General features: G+C 47.2%; 18 protein-coding genes. 15 read left to right on the forward strand and 3 right to left on the reverse strand.

Annotation, left to right across the window (positions count from 1 at the left end):
• Positions 1–15: 15 nt before the first annotated feature.
• A complete protein-coding gene (locus tag HRM2_RS11785; protein WP_148214769.1) occupies positions 16–891 on the forward strand; it encodes a DUF2156 domain-containing protein in 876 nt (291 codons plus the stop codon).
• Positions 892–960: 69 nt separating this feature from the next.
• Here the strand turns inward: HRM2_RS11785 and HRM2_RS11790 are convergent, their stop codons facing one another.
• From HRM2_RS11790 to HRM2_RS11800, 3 genes are all read right to left on the reverse strand, one after another.
• Positions 961–1,329: a VOC family protein gene (locus tag HRM2_RS11790; RefSeq protein ID WP_015904236.1), complete on the reverse strand. Its 369-nt coding sequence runs from the start codon at positions 1,327–1,329 to the stop codon at positions 961–963.
• 14 nt (positions 1,330–1,343) lie between these two features.
• Positions 1,344–1,844: a thiol peroxidase gene (gene tpx / locus HRM2_RS11795; protein ID WP_015904237.1), complete on the reverse strand. Its 501-nt coding sequence runs from the start codon at positions 1,842–1,844 to the stop codon at positions 1,344–1,346.
• A 223-nt stretch (positions 1,845–2,067) separates the two neighbouring features.
• On the reverse strand, positions 2,068–2,556 hold the full coding sequence (locus HRM2_RS11800; protein WP_015904238.1) for a hypothetical protein: 489 nt from the start codon (positions 2,554–2,556) through the stop codon (positions 2,068–2,070).
• 303 nt (positions 2,557–2,859) lie between these two features.
• Here HRM2_RS11800 and HRM2_RS11805 point away from each other — a divergent pair, with 303 nt between their 5' ends.
• The 14 genes from HRM2_RS11805 (at position 2,860) to HRM2_RS11870 (ending at position 15,863) form a co-directional block, all read left to right on the forward strand.
• Positions 2,860–3,753 (forward strand): universal stress protein, encoded by an 894-nt coding sequence (locus HRM2_RS11805; RefSeq protein ID WP_015904239.1) that lies wholly within the window; start codon positions 2,860–2,862, stop codon positions 3,751–3,753.
• 112 nt (positions 3,754–3,865) lie between these two features.
• Positions 3,866–5,251 carry an electron transport complex subunit RsxC gene (gene rsxC, locus HRM2_RS11810; protein WP_232364258.1) on the forward strand — a complete coding sequence of 462 codons (1,386 nt, stop codon included), beginning with the start codon at positions 3,866–3,868 and terminating at the stop codon, positions 5,249–5,251.
• Positions 5,252–5,263: 12 nt separating this feature from the next.
• Positions 5,264–6,250 (forward strand): RnfABCDGE type electron transport complex subunit D, encoded by a 987-nt coding sequence (locus tag HRM2_RS11815; RefSeq protein ID WP_015904241.1) that lies wholly within the window; start codon positions 5,264–5,266, stop codon positions 6,248–6,250.
• 1 nt (position 6,251) lies between these two features.
• Positions 6,252–6,905, forward strand: coding sequence for an FMN-binding protein (locus HRM2_RS11820; RefSeq protein ID WP_015904242.1), 654 nt, complete (start codon positions 6,252–6,254; stop codon positions 6,903–6,905).
• Positions 6,905–7,522: an electron transport complex subunit RsxE gene (gene rsxE / locus HRM2_RS11825; RefSeq protein WP_015904243.1), complete on the forward strand. Its 618-nt coding sequence runs from the start codon at positions 6,905–6,907 to the stop codon at positions 7,520–7,522. Before HRM2_RS11820 ends, rsxE begins: the two co-directional genes overlap by 1 nt.
• Positions 7,519–8,298, forward strand: coding sequence for an electron transport complex protein RnfA (locus HRM2_RS11830; protein ID WP_015904244.1), 780 nt, complete (start codon positions 7,519–7,521; stop codon positions 8,296–8,298). Before rsxE ends, HRM2_RS11830 begins: the two co-directional genes overlap by 4 nt.
• Positions 8,295–9,116, forward strand: a complete 822-nt coding sequence (locus HRM2_RS11835; protein WP_015904245.1) for an RnfABCDGE type electron transport complex subunit B — start codon at positions 8,295–8,297, stop codon at positions 9,114–9,116. The genes HRM2_RS11830 and HRM2_RS11835 overlap by 4 nt, the downstream gene beginning before the upstream one ends.
• 782 nt (positions 9,117–9,898) lie before the next feature.
• A complete protein-coding gene (locus HRM2_RS11840; RefSeq protein WP_015904246.1) occupies positions 9,899–10,174 on the forward strand; it encodes an acetyl-CoA hydrolase/transferase in 276 nt (91 codons plus the stop codon).
• A 189-nt stretch (positions 10,175–10,363) separates the two neighbouring features.
• Positions 10,364–10,762, forward strand: a complete 399-nt coding sequence (locus tag HRM2_RS11845) for a hypothetical protein (protein WP_012663014.1) — start codon at positions 10,364–10,366, stop codon at positions 10,760–10,762.
• Positions 10,763–11,062: 300 nt separating this feature from the next.
• Positions 11,063–11,434: a CHC2 zinc finger domain-containing protein gene (locus HRM2_RS11850; protein ID WP_012663013.1), complete on the forward strand. Its 372-nt coding sequence runs from the start codon at positions 11,063–11,065 to the stop codon at positions 11,432–11,434.
• The gene (locus tag HRM2_RS11855; RefSeq protein WP_015904247.1) at positions 11,434–12,015 is read left to right on the forward strand and encodes a hypothetical protein; all 582 of its coding nucleotides are present in this window, start codon (positions 11,434–11,436) and stop codon (positions 12,013–12,015) included. Before HRM2_RS11850 ends, HRM2_RS11855 begins: the two co-directional genes overlap by 1 nt.
• On the forward strand, positions 12,002–13,690 hold the full coding sequence (locus tag HRM2_RS11860) for an integrase (protein ID WP_015904248.1): 1,689 nt from the start codon (positions 12,002–12,004) through the stop codon (positions 13,688–13,690). Before HRM2_RS11855 ends, HRM2_RS11860 begins: the two co-directional genes overlap by 14 nt.
• Position 13,691: 1 nt before the next feature.
• Positions 13,692–14,360, forward strand: a complete 669-nt coding sequence (locus tag HRM2_RS11865) for an ATP-binding protein (protein WP_041273016.1) — start codon at positions 13,692–13,694, stop codon at positions 14,358–14,360.
• Between the two features lie 387 nt (positions 14,361–14,747).
• On the forward strand, positions 14,748–15,863 hold the full coding sequence (locus HRM2_RS11870; protein ID WP_269719620.1) for an acetyl-CoA hydrolase/transferase family protein: 1,116 nt from the start codon (positions 14,748–14,750) through the stop codon (positions 15,861–15,863).
• Positions 15,864–15,872: the final 9 nt, after the last annotated feature.

Here is a 15,872-nt window from a genome sequence, read left to right on the forward strand (position 1 = left end):
ATTCCTTATTATCCCATGTCGGTCAACGTAAACCTCGGGTTGAGACCCATGCTTCATCCCATGTTCAAGACCCTTTCCCAGGGGATTTCTGAATTCACCTTTGCAAATCTCTATCTATTCAGAAATAGTCATGGGTACACAGTTTCAATGGTTGAAACCGGCAGGGATCAATCCAATGAACCCCTGATTGTCATCACCGGAAAAGATGATGGACATCCTTTTTTCATGCTTCCCTTTGGCATTCCAGACCGAGAGGTTCTTGATCGTTTATTTCAAACCCACAGGGTGTTAAAATGCGTTTCCGTCACACAGGTGGACCACTTTGCCCATGGGGCCTTTAAGGTTGTTGAAGACCGAGATAACTTTGACTACCTTTATCTCCAGGCGAAACTTGCCAACCTTGACGGGCGTAAATATCACAAAAAAAGAAATCTGATCAAGGCCTTTGTACGGGATCACGAGTATGAAGGCCGGCCTCTTTTAGACGAATATATCCCCCATGCCCTTGAGGTTCTTGACCAATGGCGGGAAAACCGGGAGGATGACGGAGACTATATTGCGGCAAGGGAGGCCCTTGAAAAGTGCAACGATCTCCAGTTATGCGGAGGGGTGTACTACGTTGGTGGCCGGCCTGTGGCCTATTCCCTTGGTGAGGAGCTTGCCTGTGGCACAAGCTTTGTGGTCCATTTTGAAAAGGCAGTACCGGGCTACAAGGGACTGTGGCAATTTGTCAACCAGGCTTTTGCCTCAATCCTTACCGACTACTACACCACGGTCAATCGGGAGCAGGACCTGGGTAATGCGGGGCTGAGAAAGGCCAAAATGAGCTATCAGCCGTCTGGTTTTGTGAAGAAATACAGGGTAACGAGATCCATTGAACAAACTGGATAACTCAACTTTCGGATTTCAACTTTGATGATCGGAGTCAGGCTTGCGTTGTGCAAGCCTGACTCCATTTAACTAACGCACCGGTACCACCTCGAGCCAGTATCCGTCCGGATCATTGATAAAGTAGATGCCCATCTCCTTGTTCTCAAAGCAGATGCATCCCATCTCCTTGTGAAGGGCATGGGCCTTGTCAAAATCCGGGGTTTTAAATGCAATGTGGAACTCTTCATCCCCCAGGTTATAGGGGACCTTTTGTGACTTTATCCAGGTAAGTTCAAGCTTGTTGGCGGTTGATCCGTCCCCCAGAAAAACAATGATATAGGACCCGTCTTCAGCTGTTTTGCGTTTGACTTCTTTCAGACCAAGGGCCCTGTTGTAAAAGGCAAGGCTTTTTTCAAGGTCCAGCACGTTGATGTTGAAATGATCAATGGTAAATTTCATTCAGATTAGGAGCCTTATTTTAAGGCAGCCAAGGCTGCATCATAATCGGGTTCATGGGTGATGTCATCCACAAGCTGAGCATGGATGATTTTGCCCGCCTCATCCACAACAAAAACAGCCCTGGCAGCGAGTCCCTTGAGGGGGCCGTCGGTAATGAGCACCCCGTAATCGGTGGCAAATTCGGGGTTTCGAAACAGGGATGCGGTCAGGACATTTTCAATGCCCTCTGCACCGCAGAAACGTTTAAGGGCAAAGGGAAGATCAAAGGAGAGGCAGACCACCTTGGTATTGCCAATGGCTGAAGCCTTTTGGTTGAAGGTCCTGACACTTGTTGCGCAAACATCAGTGTCAATGCTTGGAAAAACATTAAGGACCACCTTTGTTCCTTTAAATGCGTCAAGGGTGGTCTCGGAAAGATCCTGGAGAACGGCTGTAAAGTTTTTCGCAGGAAGGCCTTTACCTGGAAAATCGCCTGCAAGAATAACATTGTTTCCTGCTAATTGGGTTTTGGCCATGGTAAATCTCCTTTATGTTTAAAGATGCGGATAACGATTCTGATTAACCGTCACGTCCATGACCTGTTACCTGCCCAGGTCATAACGGACAATGAATCGCCTCTGTTTTTAAATCTTCTGTGTGTGTACGATATAAATACAGCATAAAGCGGGCAGTTCGGTCAAGTTCCAGTATCTAAATATGATAATGACTTGACAGGTTTTTTCAAGGCAGATGGTAAATTTAAATTTCCCCGACATGGACTGTGATCATTTCCGTACCCAAGGATATTTGATGATACCGACCCCTGACATAGGATCTGTTTGCCGGGCGGTGGTATTGAATCTTGAAATCAAAATCATTCAACCGCGAATAAAACGAGTCATAAACCGTATCCTCGGTCTCAAGGTTCACCCAGCAGTTGTCTGCGAGATGAAATCTTTGAATGGCGTGGTGGGCGATCAAATAGAAGCAGGCAGCTGAAAGGTACCTGCTGTTGATTTCCCTGTAAATTTCCGGATAGAACTTAGACACGTATAGACTCTTTGAAAAAACAGAGTGGGATACAATCAGGTTGCGTGAAATTGTGGTTGAGTTTTCCTTGCTGTACAAAAAGTAACCCATGCAGGTGTCATCACTTGCTTCATAGGAAAGTGAAAATCGTTCAAGCAATTCCGGGATATGGGTCAACATGAAATTGTTTTTTTGCGCGTTCGCTACCAGGGGCATCATGACAGGGCCATCCTTTGGTTGTTTGTATATACCCATCAACATGATGTCTGGTATTGGCTCTGGCTATCAGCATTTACAATGTTTGTAAAGAAAAATCACTGCAGCTTTCCTAGGGGGCTTACTTTGCGTTTCACTATGCCTTGATTTCTTTTTATTTGGGATATAAGATGAGATCAAGAATTTTTTATATGTTCGTTTTTGATGCTTACCCCCTGTTGAATGTCACAGGTGTTCGATCAATAGAAAATTTCTTATAAAGGGTAGGGTACTTTTTTTAATGTTTTATGCTGGGAGAAAATAGACATGGGACAAACAAAATTTAAAATACTGCTGGCCTATGACGGTTCTGAACTTGCTCTGGATGCGGCTCGATACGTGGGTATGGTGTTTCCTCCTGACAAAACAGAGGTGGTTGCCTTTCACGTGGAGACCAAAATCCCCCGTTCGTTCTGGGAAATGGAAAAAGATCTGGATTTCAGGTTTAAAACCCCTGAAATAAGGGCAAGCATGACAGAGCGGTACAAGCTGGTAAAAGAGTGCATGGAAAAGGCCAGAAAAATCCTGGAGGGGTATGGCTATCCTCCAGAATCCATTGAAACAAAGATACACACCAAAGAGCAGGGGGTGGTGCGCGATATTGTTGAGGAGTCCCGTCAGGGATACGATGCCGTGGTGGTGGGTCGTAAGGGGTTTTCAAGGCTCAAGGATATCCTGCTTGGAACCGTGCCCATGAAACTTCTTGGAAAGATTAAAAGCATCCCTCTGATCGTTGTGGGCGGAATTCCCAAACATAAAAATGTGCTCATCGCCTTTGACGGAACCCGCGAGGTGGTTGAGGCTGTTCGCAGGATGAGTCGTCTCATCAGCAATAGAGGATATCAACTCCTACTCTGCCACGCCTCAAAAAACTCCGCTGATATGGACAAGCCCCTATCCCTGAAAAACGACCAGTTTTTCAAGCAGTCTGTGGAGTGTCTCACAAGTGCCGGTTTTACAGAAGGTCAACTGACCTGTGAACTCATTTCAAGCGAAGGGGACCTCACGGAAAACATTGTGAACAGGGCACGGGAGGGCGGATATGAAAGCATTCTTGTTGGACGACGCAACCTGACCTTCTTAAAACAGTTTTTCCATGGCAGGGTCGGCGACAAAATTTTCCAGGCCGCAGGGAACCAGGTCGTCTGGGTCGTGCAGTAGATACAGGGCGATCTTTGCTCCAACTAGAATCCCAAAATGAGCTTGACACCCGCTCCCATTGCTGGTAAGCAAATTATTTCTTTGTTAACCATAGCAACAGATTTAAATATCTGTGGAGCGATTAGAAATTATGGGTATTTTCGGTTCAAAAGAATTTCCTGGAACGGGAAGCTTTCCCCATGGAATTCATCCCCCGGGGAATAAATTTTATTCTGCTGGAGCTCAGGTCGAAGTCATAACCGTTCCAGACAAGGTAGTACTTCCGCTGTTACAGCACATTGGCGCCCCGTGTGAGCCCGTGGTTAAACCACGGCAAACCGTAGCCTGTGGAGAGATGGTGGGTGAAGGACAGGCCTTTGTTTCAGCCTCCCTTCACACGCCTGTTGCAGGCAAGGTTAAAAAGATAGGCGTGGTAACCCTTCCCAACGGCCGCCATCTTCCGGCCATTGAAATCAAAACCGAAGGCGAACAGCAACCCTGTAATGAACTCTGGGAAGAGATGACCAGCACAGACTGGTCACTTTCCACCATCCCTGACTACTCCCCCGACGAAATTGCACGTCTGATCCATGCTGCCGGTATTGTCGGCCTGGGAGGCGCTGCCTTTCCCACCCACGTCAAGGTGATGCCCAATGACAAACGGCTCATTGACTCCCTCCTTGTGAACGGGTGCGAGTGTGAGCCCTACCTCACCTGTGATTACCGTCTCATGAAAGAGGCTCCCCACGCCATTGTGGCAGGTGCCCTGCTGGCGGGTAGAGCCGTTTCTGCAAAGGAAATCTTTATCTGCATTGAGGACAACAAGCCAGAGGCCATCGAAGCCCTGGAGCTTGCCACCCGTAACACCGTTGTCCAGGTGGCCGTTGTCCGGACAAAATACCCCCAGGGCAGTGAAAAGCAGCTTGTAAAGGCAGTTCTGAATCTTGACGTTCCCCTTGGGGGACTGCCGTCGGATGTGGGTGTTGCCCTGAGTAACGTGGGCACCATGGCTGCGGTTGCAAGGGCTGTCATAAAAAAAGGCCCGTTGACCCACAGGATTGTTAGCGTCACCGGCGGTGGCATTGTCACCCCGAAAAACATCTTTACACCCATCGGGATCTCCATGGGTGAACTCATTGACTTTTGCGGCGGCCTGACCGAGGATGCGGCAAGAATCATTGCCGGGGGCCCCATGATGGGGTTTGCCTTTTCAGATCTGACAACCCCCGTGACAAAGGGAACCAGCGGCATAACCATTCTCACCCATGCCGAGACTGCAAGTGGAGAGGAGACGGCCTGTGTACGCTGTGGACGATGCGTTGAAGCCTGCCCCATGAATCTTGTCCCCACCCGGCTTGCCATGGCGGCCCGCTACAAGAATACAGCCCTTGCCCGCCAGTATAACATTAATGCCTGTTTTGAATGCGGCAGTTGCACCTATGTCTGTCCCGCCAACATCAAGCTTGTTCAGTTGATTCGCACGGGAAAGGCCCAGGTGGCGGCAGCCATGAAAAGATAAGGAGCCAGATAATTGTCAAATTTAAGTGAAACAGCGGAAAAGGTGGCCCAGGGACCTACCCTTAATGTGGCCCCCTCGCCCCACGTGGCTGACACGTCCTTTACCACCCGACGGATGATGACCGATGTGCTCATCGGGCTGACCCCCCTTGTGGCAATGTCCGTGTTCATGTTCAGGTGGCTGGCGGTCCAGCAGATTGCCGTCTGTGTTGTTGCCTGCCTTGCGTCCGAGGCGGTCTTTGTCTCCATGCGCGGGAAAAAAATTACCCTCAATGATTGTTCGGCTGCAGTCACCGGGCTGATCCTGGCCCTTTCCCTTCCTGCCACGGCCCCCTGGTATGTGGGCTGCCTTGCCTCGGTGGTTGCCATGGGCATCGGCAAAATCATTTTTGGCGGACTGGGCATGAACATTTTTAACCCTGCCATGGTCGGACGTGCCTTTGTCATGATCGCCTTTGCAAGCCTCATGGGGGCCGGTGCCTATGAGAACCCGGCATCTGCCATTGACGCCATATCCCAGGCAACCCCACTGACCGCCCTCAAGGGCAGCGGCATTTCCACCTCGATTTTTAATCTGTTTTTCGGGTTCACCAACGGCTCCCTTGGAGAGACCAGCGCCCTGGCCGCCCTCATCGGCGGTATCTTTTTATGCATAAGGCGCACTGCTTCCTGGGAAATTCCGGTGGGAGTCATTGCCTGTGTGGCCCTGCTTGCCGGCCTTGCAGACCTTTCAGCTGGAGCCAACGGACACCTGCTCCTTCACCACCTCTTTGGTGGTGCACTTTTGTTTGGCGCTTTTTTCATTGCAACGGATCCGGTCTCTTCTCCACTAACCCCCAGGGGTAAGTTTATTTTTGGTGCAGGTGTTGGCGCATTTATCATGATCATCCGGCTGTTCAGCGGATATCCAGAGGGTGTGATGTTTGCCATTCTCCTCATGAACGCCGTGACCCCCCTCATTAACCGATGGACCATACCTCGCCCCATGGGAGACGCCTGATATGAAATCTTTTTTTCAAACCAACCTTGGCCAGGCATGGCTTGTACTGCTTCTGGCCCTGATCTTTGGCTCTTCCCTTGCCGGGGTCCAGGCGGCCCTTGGTCCCCGGATTGAAGACAATAAACTCAAAGAAACCCTGGAAAAAGTCCCGGTGGTGATCCTTGGTCAGACGGCTGCTGACGATCTTGCAGCCAAGGGTGAACCCCTTACCATCACACCCAACACCGTTTCCATTGACAAAAACGGGATAACAAAATTCTACACCCTGTACCGGGCCGATTATGCCGACGGCACCACGGCAGGCTGGGTGGCAAAATCCTCAGGCCAGGGCTATGCTGACAAAATCGAACTGCTTGTCGGCATGGACGGGAATGCCCAGAAAGTCACCGGGCTTTTTATTCTTGACCAGAAAGAAACCCCGGGGCTTGGCAACAGGATCGTTGAGGATGAATGGCGGGCTCAGTTCAGTGGTCTGTCCACGGATACACCTTTTAAGGTGGTCAAGATCGGTAAGGGCGGAGTCAACGAGATTGATGCCATTTCCGGTGCCACCATTTCTTCAAGAAGCGTGACAAAATTAGTAAATCAGGCGGTTTCAGACCTGAAACCCCAGGTGGCTCAACTTAAAACTTCCGGAAAAAAGGGGGAGAAATAATGGCAGATCAACCCACCGCCTCCGAGCGGTTCCTGCAGGGTATCCTGCCGGAGAACCCCGTGTACCGCCAACTCCTGGGACTGTGTCCTACCCTGGCCGTTACCAATGGAATGAAACCGGCCATCACAATGGCCGTTTCTGTGGCCTTTGTACTTGTGTGCGCTAACGTGGTCATCAGTCTCATCCGGAACCTTTTAAAACCCCATTTGAGAATCGTTATTTTTACCCTGACCATTGCCACCTTTGTGACCATTGCCGACAGGGTACTTGCCGCCTATCTCTACCAGATGAGCAAAACCCTGGGGCCCTATATCCCCCTGATCATTGTAAACTGCATCATCATCTGCCGCTGCGAGGTGTGCGCCTCCAAACAGTCACCGTTCATTGCAGCATCGGACGCCCTGGGCCAGGCCATTGGATTTGGTCTTGCCCTTTCAAGCATTGCAGCAGTAAGGGAAATCCTCGGAACCGGCGGTCTGTTCGGCATCCAGCTTCTGCCGGCAGCCTGGCCTGACTGGGTCATCATGGTACTGCCTCCCGGGGCCTTTATCACCCTGGGACTGCTCCTTGGGTTTGTGAACTGGCTTGGCATGCGTAAATCTGGAGGAAGCATATGAACTACCTTGTGGATATTATTCTGATCGCACTGAGTGCAGCGCTGATCAACAACTTTGTACTATACTATTTTGTGGGTATTTGTCCGTTCATCGGCGTTTCAAGACGGGTGGACATGGCCTTTGGCATGGGATGCGCCGTTACCTTTGTCATAACCATTGCCGCCTTTTTAAGCTGGACCATCACCACCATGGTATTGATCCCGGGAGCGCCGCTCTCCTCGTTTGTCGCAGGTTTTTTTCTGTCCAAAGAGGCTGCCTCAACCATCGATTTAACGGTACTAAGCTACATTGTCTACATCTTTTCCATTGCCTCGTCGGTTCAGTTTGTTGAAATGTATGTGAGAAAGTTTTTTCCGATCCTGTACAAGTCCTTTGGTGTTTTTCTTCCGCTGATCACCACCAACTGCGCCATTCTCTTTGCCTGTCTGACCATTATGAGCAATGTTGTCGGCGTTGAAAACCCGGCGGATGCCTGGGACCTGTGGCATTCCCTTACCCTTGCTTTTTTTGGCGGGGTCGGCTTTACCATTGCCATTGTGATCATGTCCGGCATCAGGGAAGACCTTGAACTCTGTGACATTCCAGAGCCCTTTAAGGGTGCCGCCATCACCTTGGTGGTTGGTGGAATTCTGGCCCTATCCTTCATGGGATTTACCGGCGTTGATTCAGGCTTGAGAAAGGCCATGACCCCGGCCCAGGAGACGGCCATGGTGCTTCCCCTGGAGCCTGCCCAAACGGCTATGATTGAATTCAACCAGGGAGGAATGGATCAATGATTGAAATAACCATAGGTATTGCCGCCGGAACCATGCTCGGCATGGCGGTGATCATGTCATACATCCTTGGCTGGGCAAACAAGAAGTTCCATGTTGAGGTGGATGCAAGGGTTGAGGCTGTTATTGAGACCCTTCCCGGTGCCAACTGTGGCGGGTGCGGATATCTGGGTTGCAGCGAATATGCCGTAGCCATTGTAACGGACAATGCACCGGTGAACAAATGTCCCGTTGGTGGTGAAGCCTGTGCCCTTGCTGTTGGAGCAATTATGGGCGTTGAGGTGGGTGAAACCATCCCCCACCGGGCCGTTGTCCACTGCGGTGCCACCCTTGAAGATAGACTGGGCAGAACCGAGTACAAGGGTGAACGCCGATGTGCAGCAGCCACCCTTGTGGCAGGGGTGCAGGGATGCACCTTTGGCTGCCTCGGTTTTGGAGACTGTGTGGAGGCGTGCAAGTACGACGCTATTCATGTTGAGGACGGCCTTGCAGTTGTGAACTATGATCACTGCATCGGTTGTGGCGCCTGTGTCAAGGCCTGCCCCAGATCGATCATTACCATGGCCGATTTCCATGAACCTGAAATCCCCATGGTTCTTTGTTCCAACCGGGACAAGGGAAAGGATGTGACCCAGGTATGCAATAAGGGTTGCATCGGATGTAAGGCCTGTGTGAAAGTGTCGGAGCTGTTTACCATGAACAAGGATCTTGCCGTTGCAGACCATGACGCCTTTCGCAAGGAGCTTGCGGATAATGCCCTTGAAGCTGTTGAAAAATGTCCCAAAAAGTGCATCGGATTTATCGGGAAAAAAGCCGTATGAGTGATATACAACTCAAAATCGGTGAAGGGAAACGGAGACCTTGATCATCGTTTCAACCAATAAAAAGGTTTAAGGGACTCAGGCTTGCGTTGTTGACGCTTTTGTTGATTTTTGCGTTATTACAGAATGTTGTCAAAAGAACGATAACACAAGCCTGATTCCCATTGAATTATAAATACTGACATCGAAAGTTCAAACAGCTGCCCTGACCGCGTTACAATGTGAACCAACCAGGAGTTGTTAAAATGGGTTATTGATGCCAGGACAAGCATTAGGCTCATGATCAAAATAAAACCTCCCACATGGTGTGTCTTTTAAGCCGTCTTCTTCGTTGCCTTAATGGGCACATATTTCAATATGCTCCCATTAACGCGCCTTGAATACGACTTAAAATCCTACGCCATGTTTTGGAAGATTTTGTTCCGATCATGGCCCTTACGTTGACAATCCTGCACAAAAAGTAACCGATTCGACACGTCCGCAATAAACATCTTAATTATTAAGCAGTTACCCCTCTTATTCTTTACCTTGTGGCAAAACAGCAACATTCCAACACGGGTATTATCATCCAGTTTTTTTTCTTAGCATCTCCAAAAGAATCTATAATTTAAGCCACTTATCAAAACTTCATTCTGTATGGCATTTTTTTTGCTTCTGTATCTTTTAACAGCTGACGTTCCTCATGTATAATACCTAAACGAAGTTAAAACATCAAAGTTGAAGTCCGAAAGTTGAGTTCTTAAACGTTTTATCAGAAAAATAGACAGGAGGAATATACGATAATGGGTCATTCATCGCCGATAATAGAACAATATCAGAGAAAATTAGTCTCAGCAGAAAAAGCTGCTAGAATTGTAAAGCCTGGAGATTGGGTTGACTATGGCGCCTTTTGTGCAGCCCCGAGAACCCTTGACAAAGCCCTGGCCGATCGGGTGGATGAACTTGAAAATGTTAACATCAGGGCCGTTGCCTTTCCCGGAAAGGCTGCCGTGGCCCTTGCAGGAAGAACGAACAAAAAACTGATCTACAACAACTGGCATTTCAGCAGCGGATGTTAAGATGCGAATACTCTAACGCCTACCCCCAAAATCGTTCGCAAAATACTATAACGCTATGATTAGGGCAGCCCGCCGCGAATACCCCGCCAAATAGAAAATAAATCATACCCCGCTTACCCCGCCGCTTTTACGACAAAATCAATTTTTAGGGCTATATTTTCATCCAGATTTAAATTTGGAGAAAATATAATGGCAAAAAGTTCAAGTGGAAAACGCCCCTGCTGTATTTGCCGCAAATGGTTTAAGCCGGATGTCCGCCAAAAAGGACGACAGACAACATGTGGAAGGTCTGCCTGCAAAACTGAACAGCACCGAAGAAACTGTCAAAAATGGAACAAAAAAAACGGTGAATATTTTAAAAATAACTATCTGGGTAAAAAATTAGAAAAGATTGAGGAAGAATCTTCTAAGGAATTTAAATCCAGCATACCTCCCCATGAACACCCCCCGCCCAACTGCCTGGCAAAGCCCGTATTGCCATATGAAATTTTAGAAAACGAGTATGGAACAAGAAATATGATCGTCATCCAATATGTAGCTTGGCAGATTCTGAATCAGTCATACGATTCAAAAACTGCGTTCAGATAGGGGGGGGGTGTTTATGGATAAAAACCTCGACTAATCGAATCGGAGTTTCAAGACGCATCATAGACTTAACCAACTGTAATTCATTGATATCCCAACAAAGTAATCGACTTAGGGTTTTAAGACGCATCATTAACCTAAACCTCTGTAAATAAAGGAGATACGAACAGACTAATACATAAGGGTGTTTAAGACACAACAGACAAGGATGGGGCTATTATAGTAGTTTAAAAATAGGATTTTTACACCTTGCCTTGAGCTTAAGGCAAAGTGCCTTGATAACCCCGACAAATGTGAGGACTCATGCCAAAAAAATTTTCATCCCAAGAGTTGTTTGAATTAAGAAATTTTATCCCTGTGGAGATGTTGATAAGGGAGCAACTGGAAATGCCATCAAAAATCAGTGAAGGCTTTTTCCGTTTTCTGTGCCCGATCTGTAATGAATTCCAGACAGCCATAAACCCAGCCACCAACCTGGCCCGGTGCTTTCGATGTGAAAAAAACTTCAACACCATCGATCTTGTGATGACTGTTCAGAGAATCGGGTTTAAAGAGAGCGTTCTGTTCTTAAAACGCCTGATGGTCAAAGTTCCGAATCAGAACAAAGATGCCAGACAGGGGTTGCAAAATTTTATCGGAGGCATCGGCCAGACCATGCCGGGAGGATTAGGATAATGGAACAGGATCGGTTGACCCGTCTGGAGAATCTTATTGCCCGTAATCAGAGTCATTTCCATGAAATAGGCAAAGCTCTGAAAGAGATAAAAGATACCCGGCTGTATAAACTCAATCTTTTCAGTAGTTTTGAAACTTATGCCAGAGTGCGCTGGGATATGGGCAGAGCCCAAGCTTATCGCCTGATAGAATCCTATAAGGTTATCAACAATCTGTCTCCAATTGGAGACATTCTTCCCAACAATGAATCCCAGGTGCGCCCCCTGGCCCCATTGGATCCCATCGAACAGCGTAAAATATGGAAGGCATTTTTAAAAACCGCCATGGAGATAACCGCACCAAACATCAAACAGTTCATTGATTCCGCAAAAAAAAACGACACCGGCAGTAAAGACGAACCTGTGGATTTAACCGATCAGGTCAGCAAAGCCTATATGGATGCTGTTCAGGTAATGCTTGACCAGGTTCAACTGGCCCAACAGGATCACTGGCAAAAGACATCACGCCAGGCTGGGCTGCTGTGGAACCGGGTCATTCGGGAAAGAATCTTGTCAAAGGAGAACGACAATGGACACGGATAACCTGAAGGTCATACCTAATCTGACGCTTGATGACCGTTTCAATCTTCTGCTCCATAAAAAGATCATGAACAAAAAAGGCTCAGCCAAACGAGCAAGTAAAAAATATTACAAAGATCAATATCAAAAAACCGGCATTATTCCGGGGCCACTCCTACTTGTGGAAAAGAAAGTCATGGAAGGCCGCAAATGCAGTGGACGTCCCCGCTCTTTCTCCGAACAGGTCCGCAGACGTTTTATAGAAATGGTAAAAGAGTCGTGTGATCCATCAAGCCAACAGTTCATCTTTATTACCCATAAGGCAAGAACCATTAAAAATTATCACCACTGGCTTGAAAAAGAGTTCAAAAAGAGGATCTCCATCCATGCCCTCAGGCACTGTGTCTACCGTGAAAACCTCAAATCATATTTAAACAAACCAGATTTCGAGGACGATGTCCCGGTCCAAAACAGTTTTAAACCAGAGCCGGTGTTTGACCTGATTCAGATGGATGGCTGTGTTTTTAGATATTTTAAGATCAGAAACGACAAGGGTCATTGGCAAAAGCCCCAAGTCATAGAATTTTATGATACGGGCTCTCGTTATATGTTTATCCTGGATGCGTATTTTTCCGAAAGCAGTTGGAACTCCGTGAACCTGTTCACCAAATTTTTACTGGCCAGGCCATTTCCCCAAAAGAAGATTCGTATCCGGCCCGATAATGCCAAGGGTTTTTTGAATCTTAAGCGCCCCATCAACGACTTGAATTTGAAACATTCCACCCCGAACGGGTTTTATATGGAACCTGATTTCTCAAGGATACATGCTCCCAAGGATAAGGCCCACCTGGAATCATCCCACCGCAGCCTTCATAATTTTGAAATCCGAATCATCAAAGCGTTTGAAAAAAGGATCGTAAAGACAGAGCCCGGGTATATCTTCAAAAAAGGAAAACAAGAAAAAATCACCGTTACCCTCCTTGACATAAATTTGGATGAGTTAAAAACAAGCTCACTTATGGAGGAATATCGCCATGAACACAACTGCACACGCCACTATTTCTCTGAAAAAGGAAAAGTCAATGCCTGGGTGCCGGATAAAAAGCTTACAGACTTTTTTGAAACATTTACCAGCACACTGACCTTTTGTCCTGATCAGGTTAAGGAGCACATGAAATATGGATTTAGGAAAACAAAAGCCACGGTATCAAAGCAGAAGACCATCAGATTTGAAAATCAGGATTACTATGTGACCATGGGTGCAGACAAGTTCAGCTCCCATAAAAGTACACCCGTTCAGATATCCAGATACAATGACAAGCTTTTCCTTTTTGAGCCCAGGGAGGATGGTATTTTTTGGGGAGAAGCCCTTGCCCGGAAGCCCTTTGAAAAGCCGTTAAAAGTATTGACCATATTGCCGGAAAAAAATGAACTGGACCAGATCATCGACTTTTTGGAGCACAACAGCATGGTCGTCGATCGACCCCTCCTGATCAAAAATTATGAAAAAGGTCTTTCCATGCCCATGGCAAAGCAAATCCTTCAGCATAACCAGAAAAGATACACCACCTATATAAAAAAGATGCAGCAACCCACGAATATAAAAGGGGCAGTGCTGTTCAATGCTTTTATTCTCGATTGTGAAAGCCATTATCGAAGAATCCATGTGGCACCGTATGCGTTTTCTGGAGAAATATGACATGAAACGAAAAGAAGATTTTATAAATGACAAACGCCGCATTTCTTATCTGGGGGCCACATATAACCGAATCTATCGTAGGCAGAGCGTCTTGATCGAGGGTGATTATGGCGTGGGTAAAACCCGTTTCTTGAAATTGCTGCAACCGAAAAAACTTCATGCCGTCTGGGTGGAGTCACTGTTCAACATACATGAAACCCTGGCATCGATTTTAAAGAAGCTAAATTACGACACAATCGCCACCTACCGGCGAACCCCTCAATATTTGGAAATGATATGCAGTCTGTCCAACTGCTTTATTTTAATCGACGAGGCAAACGATCTTGATCCCCGGGTCTGGCCCTACCTCAAAAGGGTTATCGATGCCGGTGTTCCCATTGTATTTGCAGGATTACCAAAGGTGAGGACCTTTTTAACCCGCGAGCATCCAGACATCCTCAGCCGCTTGAAAACGCTTATTCTATACCCGATTGTGGTAGAAGATTTCATTGTCGAGTACAAGGATATTGAACAGGAGGCCATTGAACAGATTTATATGACGACCAAAGGCGATATGAGAAAATTCAGAGAAATTTGTACAGACTGCAGGGACAGAGCAAAGGAGTTGAAATACACCTTTGTTGACATCAATCTTGCCTTGGAATTTCTCTCTGATCTTCCTCCTCAATAACGAACATAAGGCACATGGAAAAATTTCACCAAGAAATAATGTGAGGCCAGAAAGGACTGATTTTGCTGTTCTAAAACTTTAGATCGTCCAGATTAGATACCTCGGACAAGATAATTAAATCAGGATAGACCATTACGCTTTTTTAGCGAATGGTCTATTTTTGTTTACAACTTCTCAAACTTCATTGACTGATTTTTGAAATACACATTCCGTGCAACACTGCTATAAAATAGCATTAACCTACTGTAAAAAATGATGTTTATTTGAAGCGTTAGAGTATTTTGCGAAAACACGATTAGGGCCAATGCTATGCAAGTAGCTGATTATAAATGTTATTGAGGCCTTTTTTATAAAAACAGGGCAGATAAAAAGCGTTAGAGTATTTGCATCTTATCAAGCGGAGATCGCAGTAGCCACGATCAGGATAACTGCTATTACATTCCCTTTATCTATAATGAAGGGCCAGGCCACTATTCTGGAAATCTTAAGACCGATGTCTGCATGCTTCAGACGACTCCCATGGATATACATGGCAGGTTTAATTTCGGGATTGCCAATTCTTTTCAACGGGCAATTATCAACAATGCTAAAACTGTCATCGTGGAGATAAACACCTCCCTGCCCACCTGTCTTGGTGGCATGAACGAATCTGTCCACATTTCAGATGTCGATTATGTGGTTGAAACAGACAATGAACCGATCATGACCATGGCGTCACCAATGATCACAGGGGTGGATAGAAAAGTTGCAAGGTTGATCGTTGAGGAAATTCGAAGCGGAGCATGTATTCAGCTGGGCATCGGCAGCTTGCCAAATGCAGTTGGCGCAATGATCGCACAGTCGGATCTGACAGATCTCGGGGTTCACACGGAAATGCTGGCCGATTCCTATCTTGAGATGTTTGAAGCCGGCAAGATCACCAACCACAAAAAGGCTCTGGATACGGGGAAATTTGTATACACCTTTGCCCTGGGCAGCCAGCGGCTCTACGACTTCATCGACAACAATCCTGGCTGTGCAAGCTGTTCCGTTGACTACACCAACAGCCTGCGCAATATTTCGGCCAACGACAATGTGATTTCCATCAACAATGCCATTGAGGTGGATCTTTACGGACAGGTATCGTCTGAATCTGCCGGATACAGGCAGATTACGGGGACCGGCGGACAATTTGACTTTGCCTATGGTGCCTACCATTCCAAGGGCGGTAAATCCTTTATTTGTCTTTCTTCCACCATCATAGACAATACAGGAAAACTTCAATCACGAATCCGCCCTGTATTTGATCCCGGCAGCATTGTCACACTGCCAAGAACCATTACCCACTATGTGGTCACGGAATACGGCAGGGTCTGCCTAAAGGGAAAATCCACCTGGGAAAGGGCCGAAGCCCTGATCAGCATTGCCCACCCCGCTTTCAGGGATGAGCTGATCAAAGCGGCTGAACATATGAAAATCTGGAACAAGGGAAACAGCGAAAATAAAATCTGTACAGCCGCCTGACACACCCCC

Source organism: Desulforapulum autotrophicum HRM2 (assembly GCF_000020365.1).
GTDB classification, from domain to species: Bacteria; Desulfobacterota; Desulfobacteria; order Desulfobacterales; family Desulfobacteraceae; genus Desulforapulum; species Desulforapulum autotrophicum.

Bases quoted from the DNA above. Each gene is read 5' to 3' on its own strand.
- HRM2_RS11785 (WP_148214769.1), top strand. From the start codon at position 16: ATGTCGGTCAACGTAAACCTCGGGTTGAGACCCATGCTTCATCCCATG.
- HRM2_RS11790 (WP_015904236.1), bottom strand. From the start codon at position 1,329: ATGAAATTTACCATTGATCATTTCAACATCAACGTGCTGGACCTTGAA.
- tpx (WP_015904237.1), bottom strand. From the start codon at position 1,844: ATGGCCAAAACCCAATTAGCAGGAAACAATGTTATTCTTGCAGGCGAT.
- HRM2_RS11800 (WP_015904238.1), bottom strand. From the start codon at position 2,556: ATGATGCCCCTGGTAGCGAACGCGCAAAAAAACAATTTCATGTTGACC.
- HRM2_RS11805 (WP_015904239.1), top strand. From the start codon at position 2,860: ATGGGACAAACAAAATTTAAAATACTGCTGGCCTATGACGGTTCTGAA.
- HRM2_RS11820 (WP_015904242.1), top strand. From the start codon at position 6,252: ATGAAATCTTTTTTTCAAACCAACCTTGGCCAGGCATGGCTTGTACTG.
- rsxE (WP_015904243.1), top strand. From the start codon at position 6,905: ATGGCAGATCAACCCACCGCCTCCGAGCGGTTCCTGCAGGGTATCCTG.
- HRM2_RS11830 (WP_015904244.1), top strand. From the start codon at position 7,519: ATGAACTACCTTGTGGATATTATTCTGATCGCACTGAGTGCAGCGCTG.
- HRM2_RS11835 (WP_015904245.1), top strand. From the start codon at position 8,295: ATGATTGAAATAACCATAGGTATTGCCGCCGGAACCATGCTCGGCATG.
- HRM2_RS11840 (WP_015904246.1), top strand. From the start codon at position 9,899: ATGGGTCATTCATCGCCGATAATAGAACAATATCAGAGAAAATTAGTC.
- HRM2_RS11845 (WP_012663014.1), top strand. From the start codon at position 10,364: ATGGCAAAAAGTTCAAGTGGAAAACGCCCCTGCTGTATTTGCCGCAAA.
- HRM2_RS11850 (WP_012663013.1), top strand. From the start codon at position 11,063: ATGCCAAAAAAATTTTCATCCCAAGAGTTGTTTGAATTAAGAAATTTT.
- HRM2_RS11855 (WP_015904247.1), top strand. From the start codon at position 11,434: ATGGAACAGGATCGGTTGACCCGTCTGGAGAATCTTATTGCCCGTAAT.
- HRM2_RS11860 (WP_015904248.1), top strand. From the start codon at position 12,002: ATGGACACGGATAACCTGAAGGTCATACCTAATCTGACGCTTGATGAC.
- HRM2_RS11865 (WP_041273016.1), top strand. From the start codon at position 13,692: ATGAAACGAAAAGAAGATTTTATAAATGACAAACGCCGCATTTCTTAT.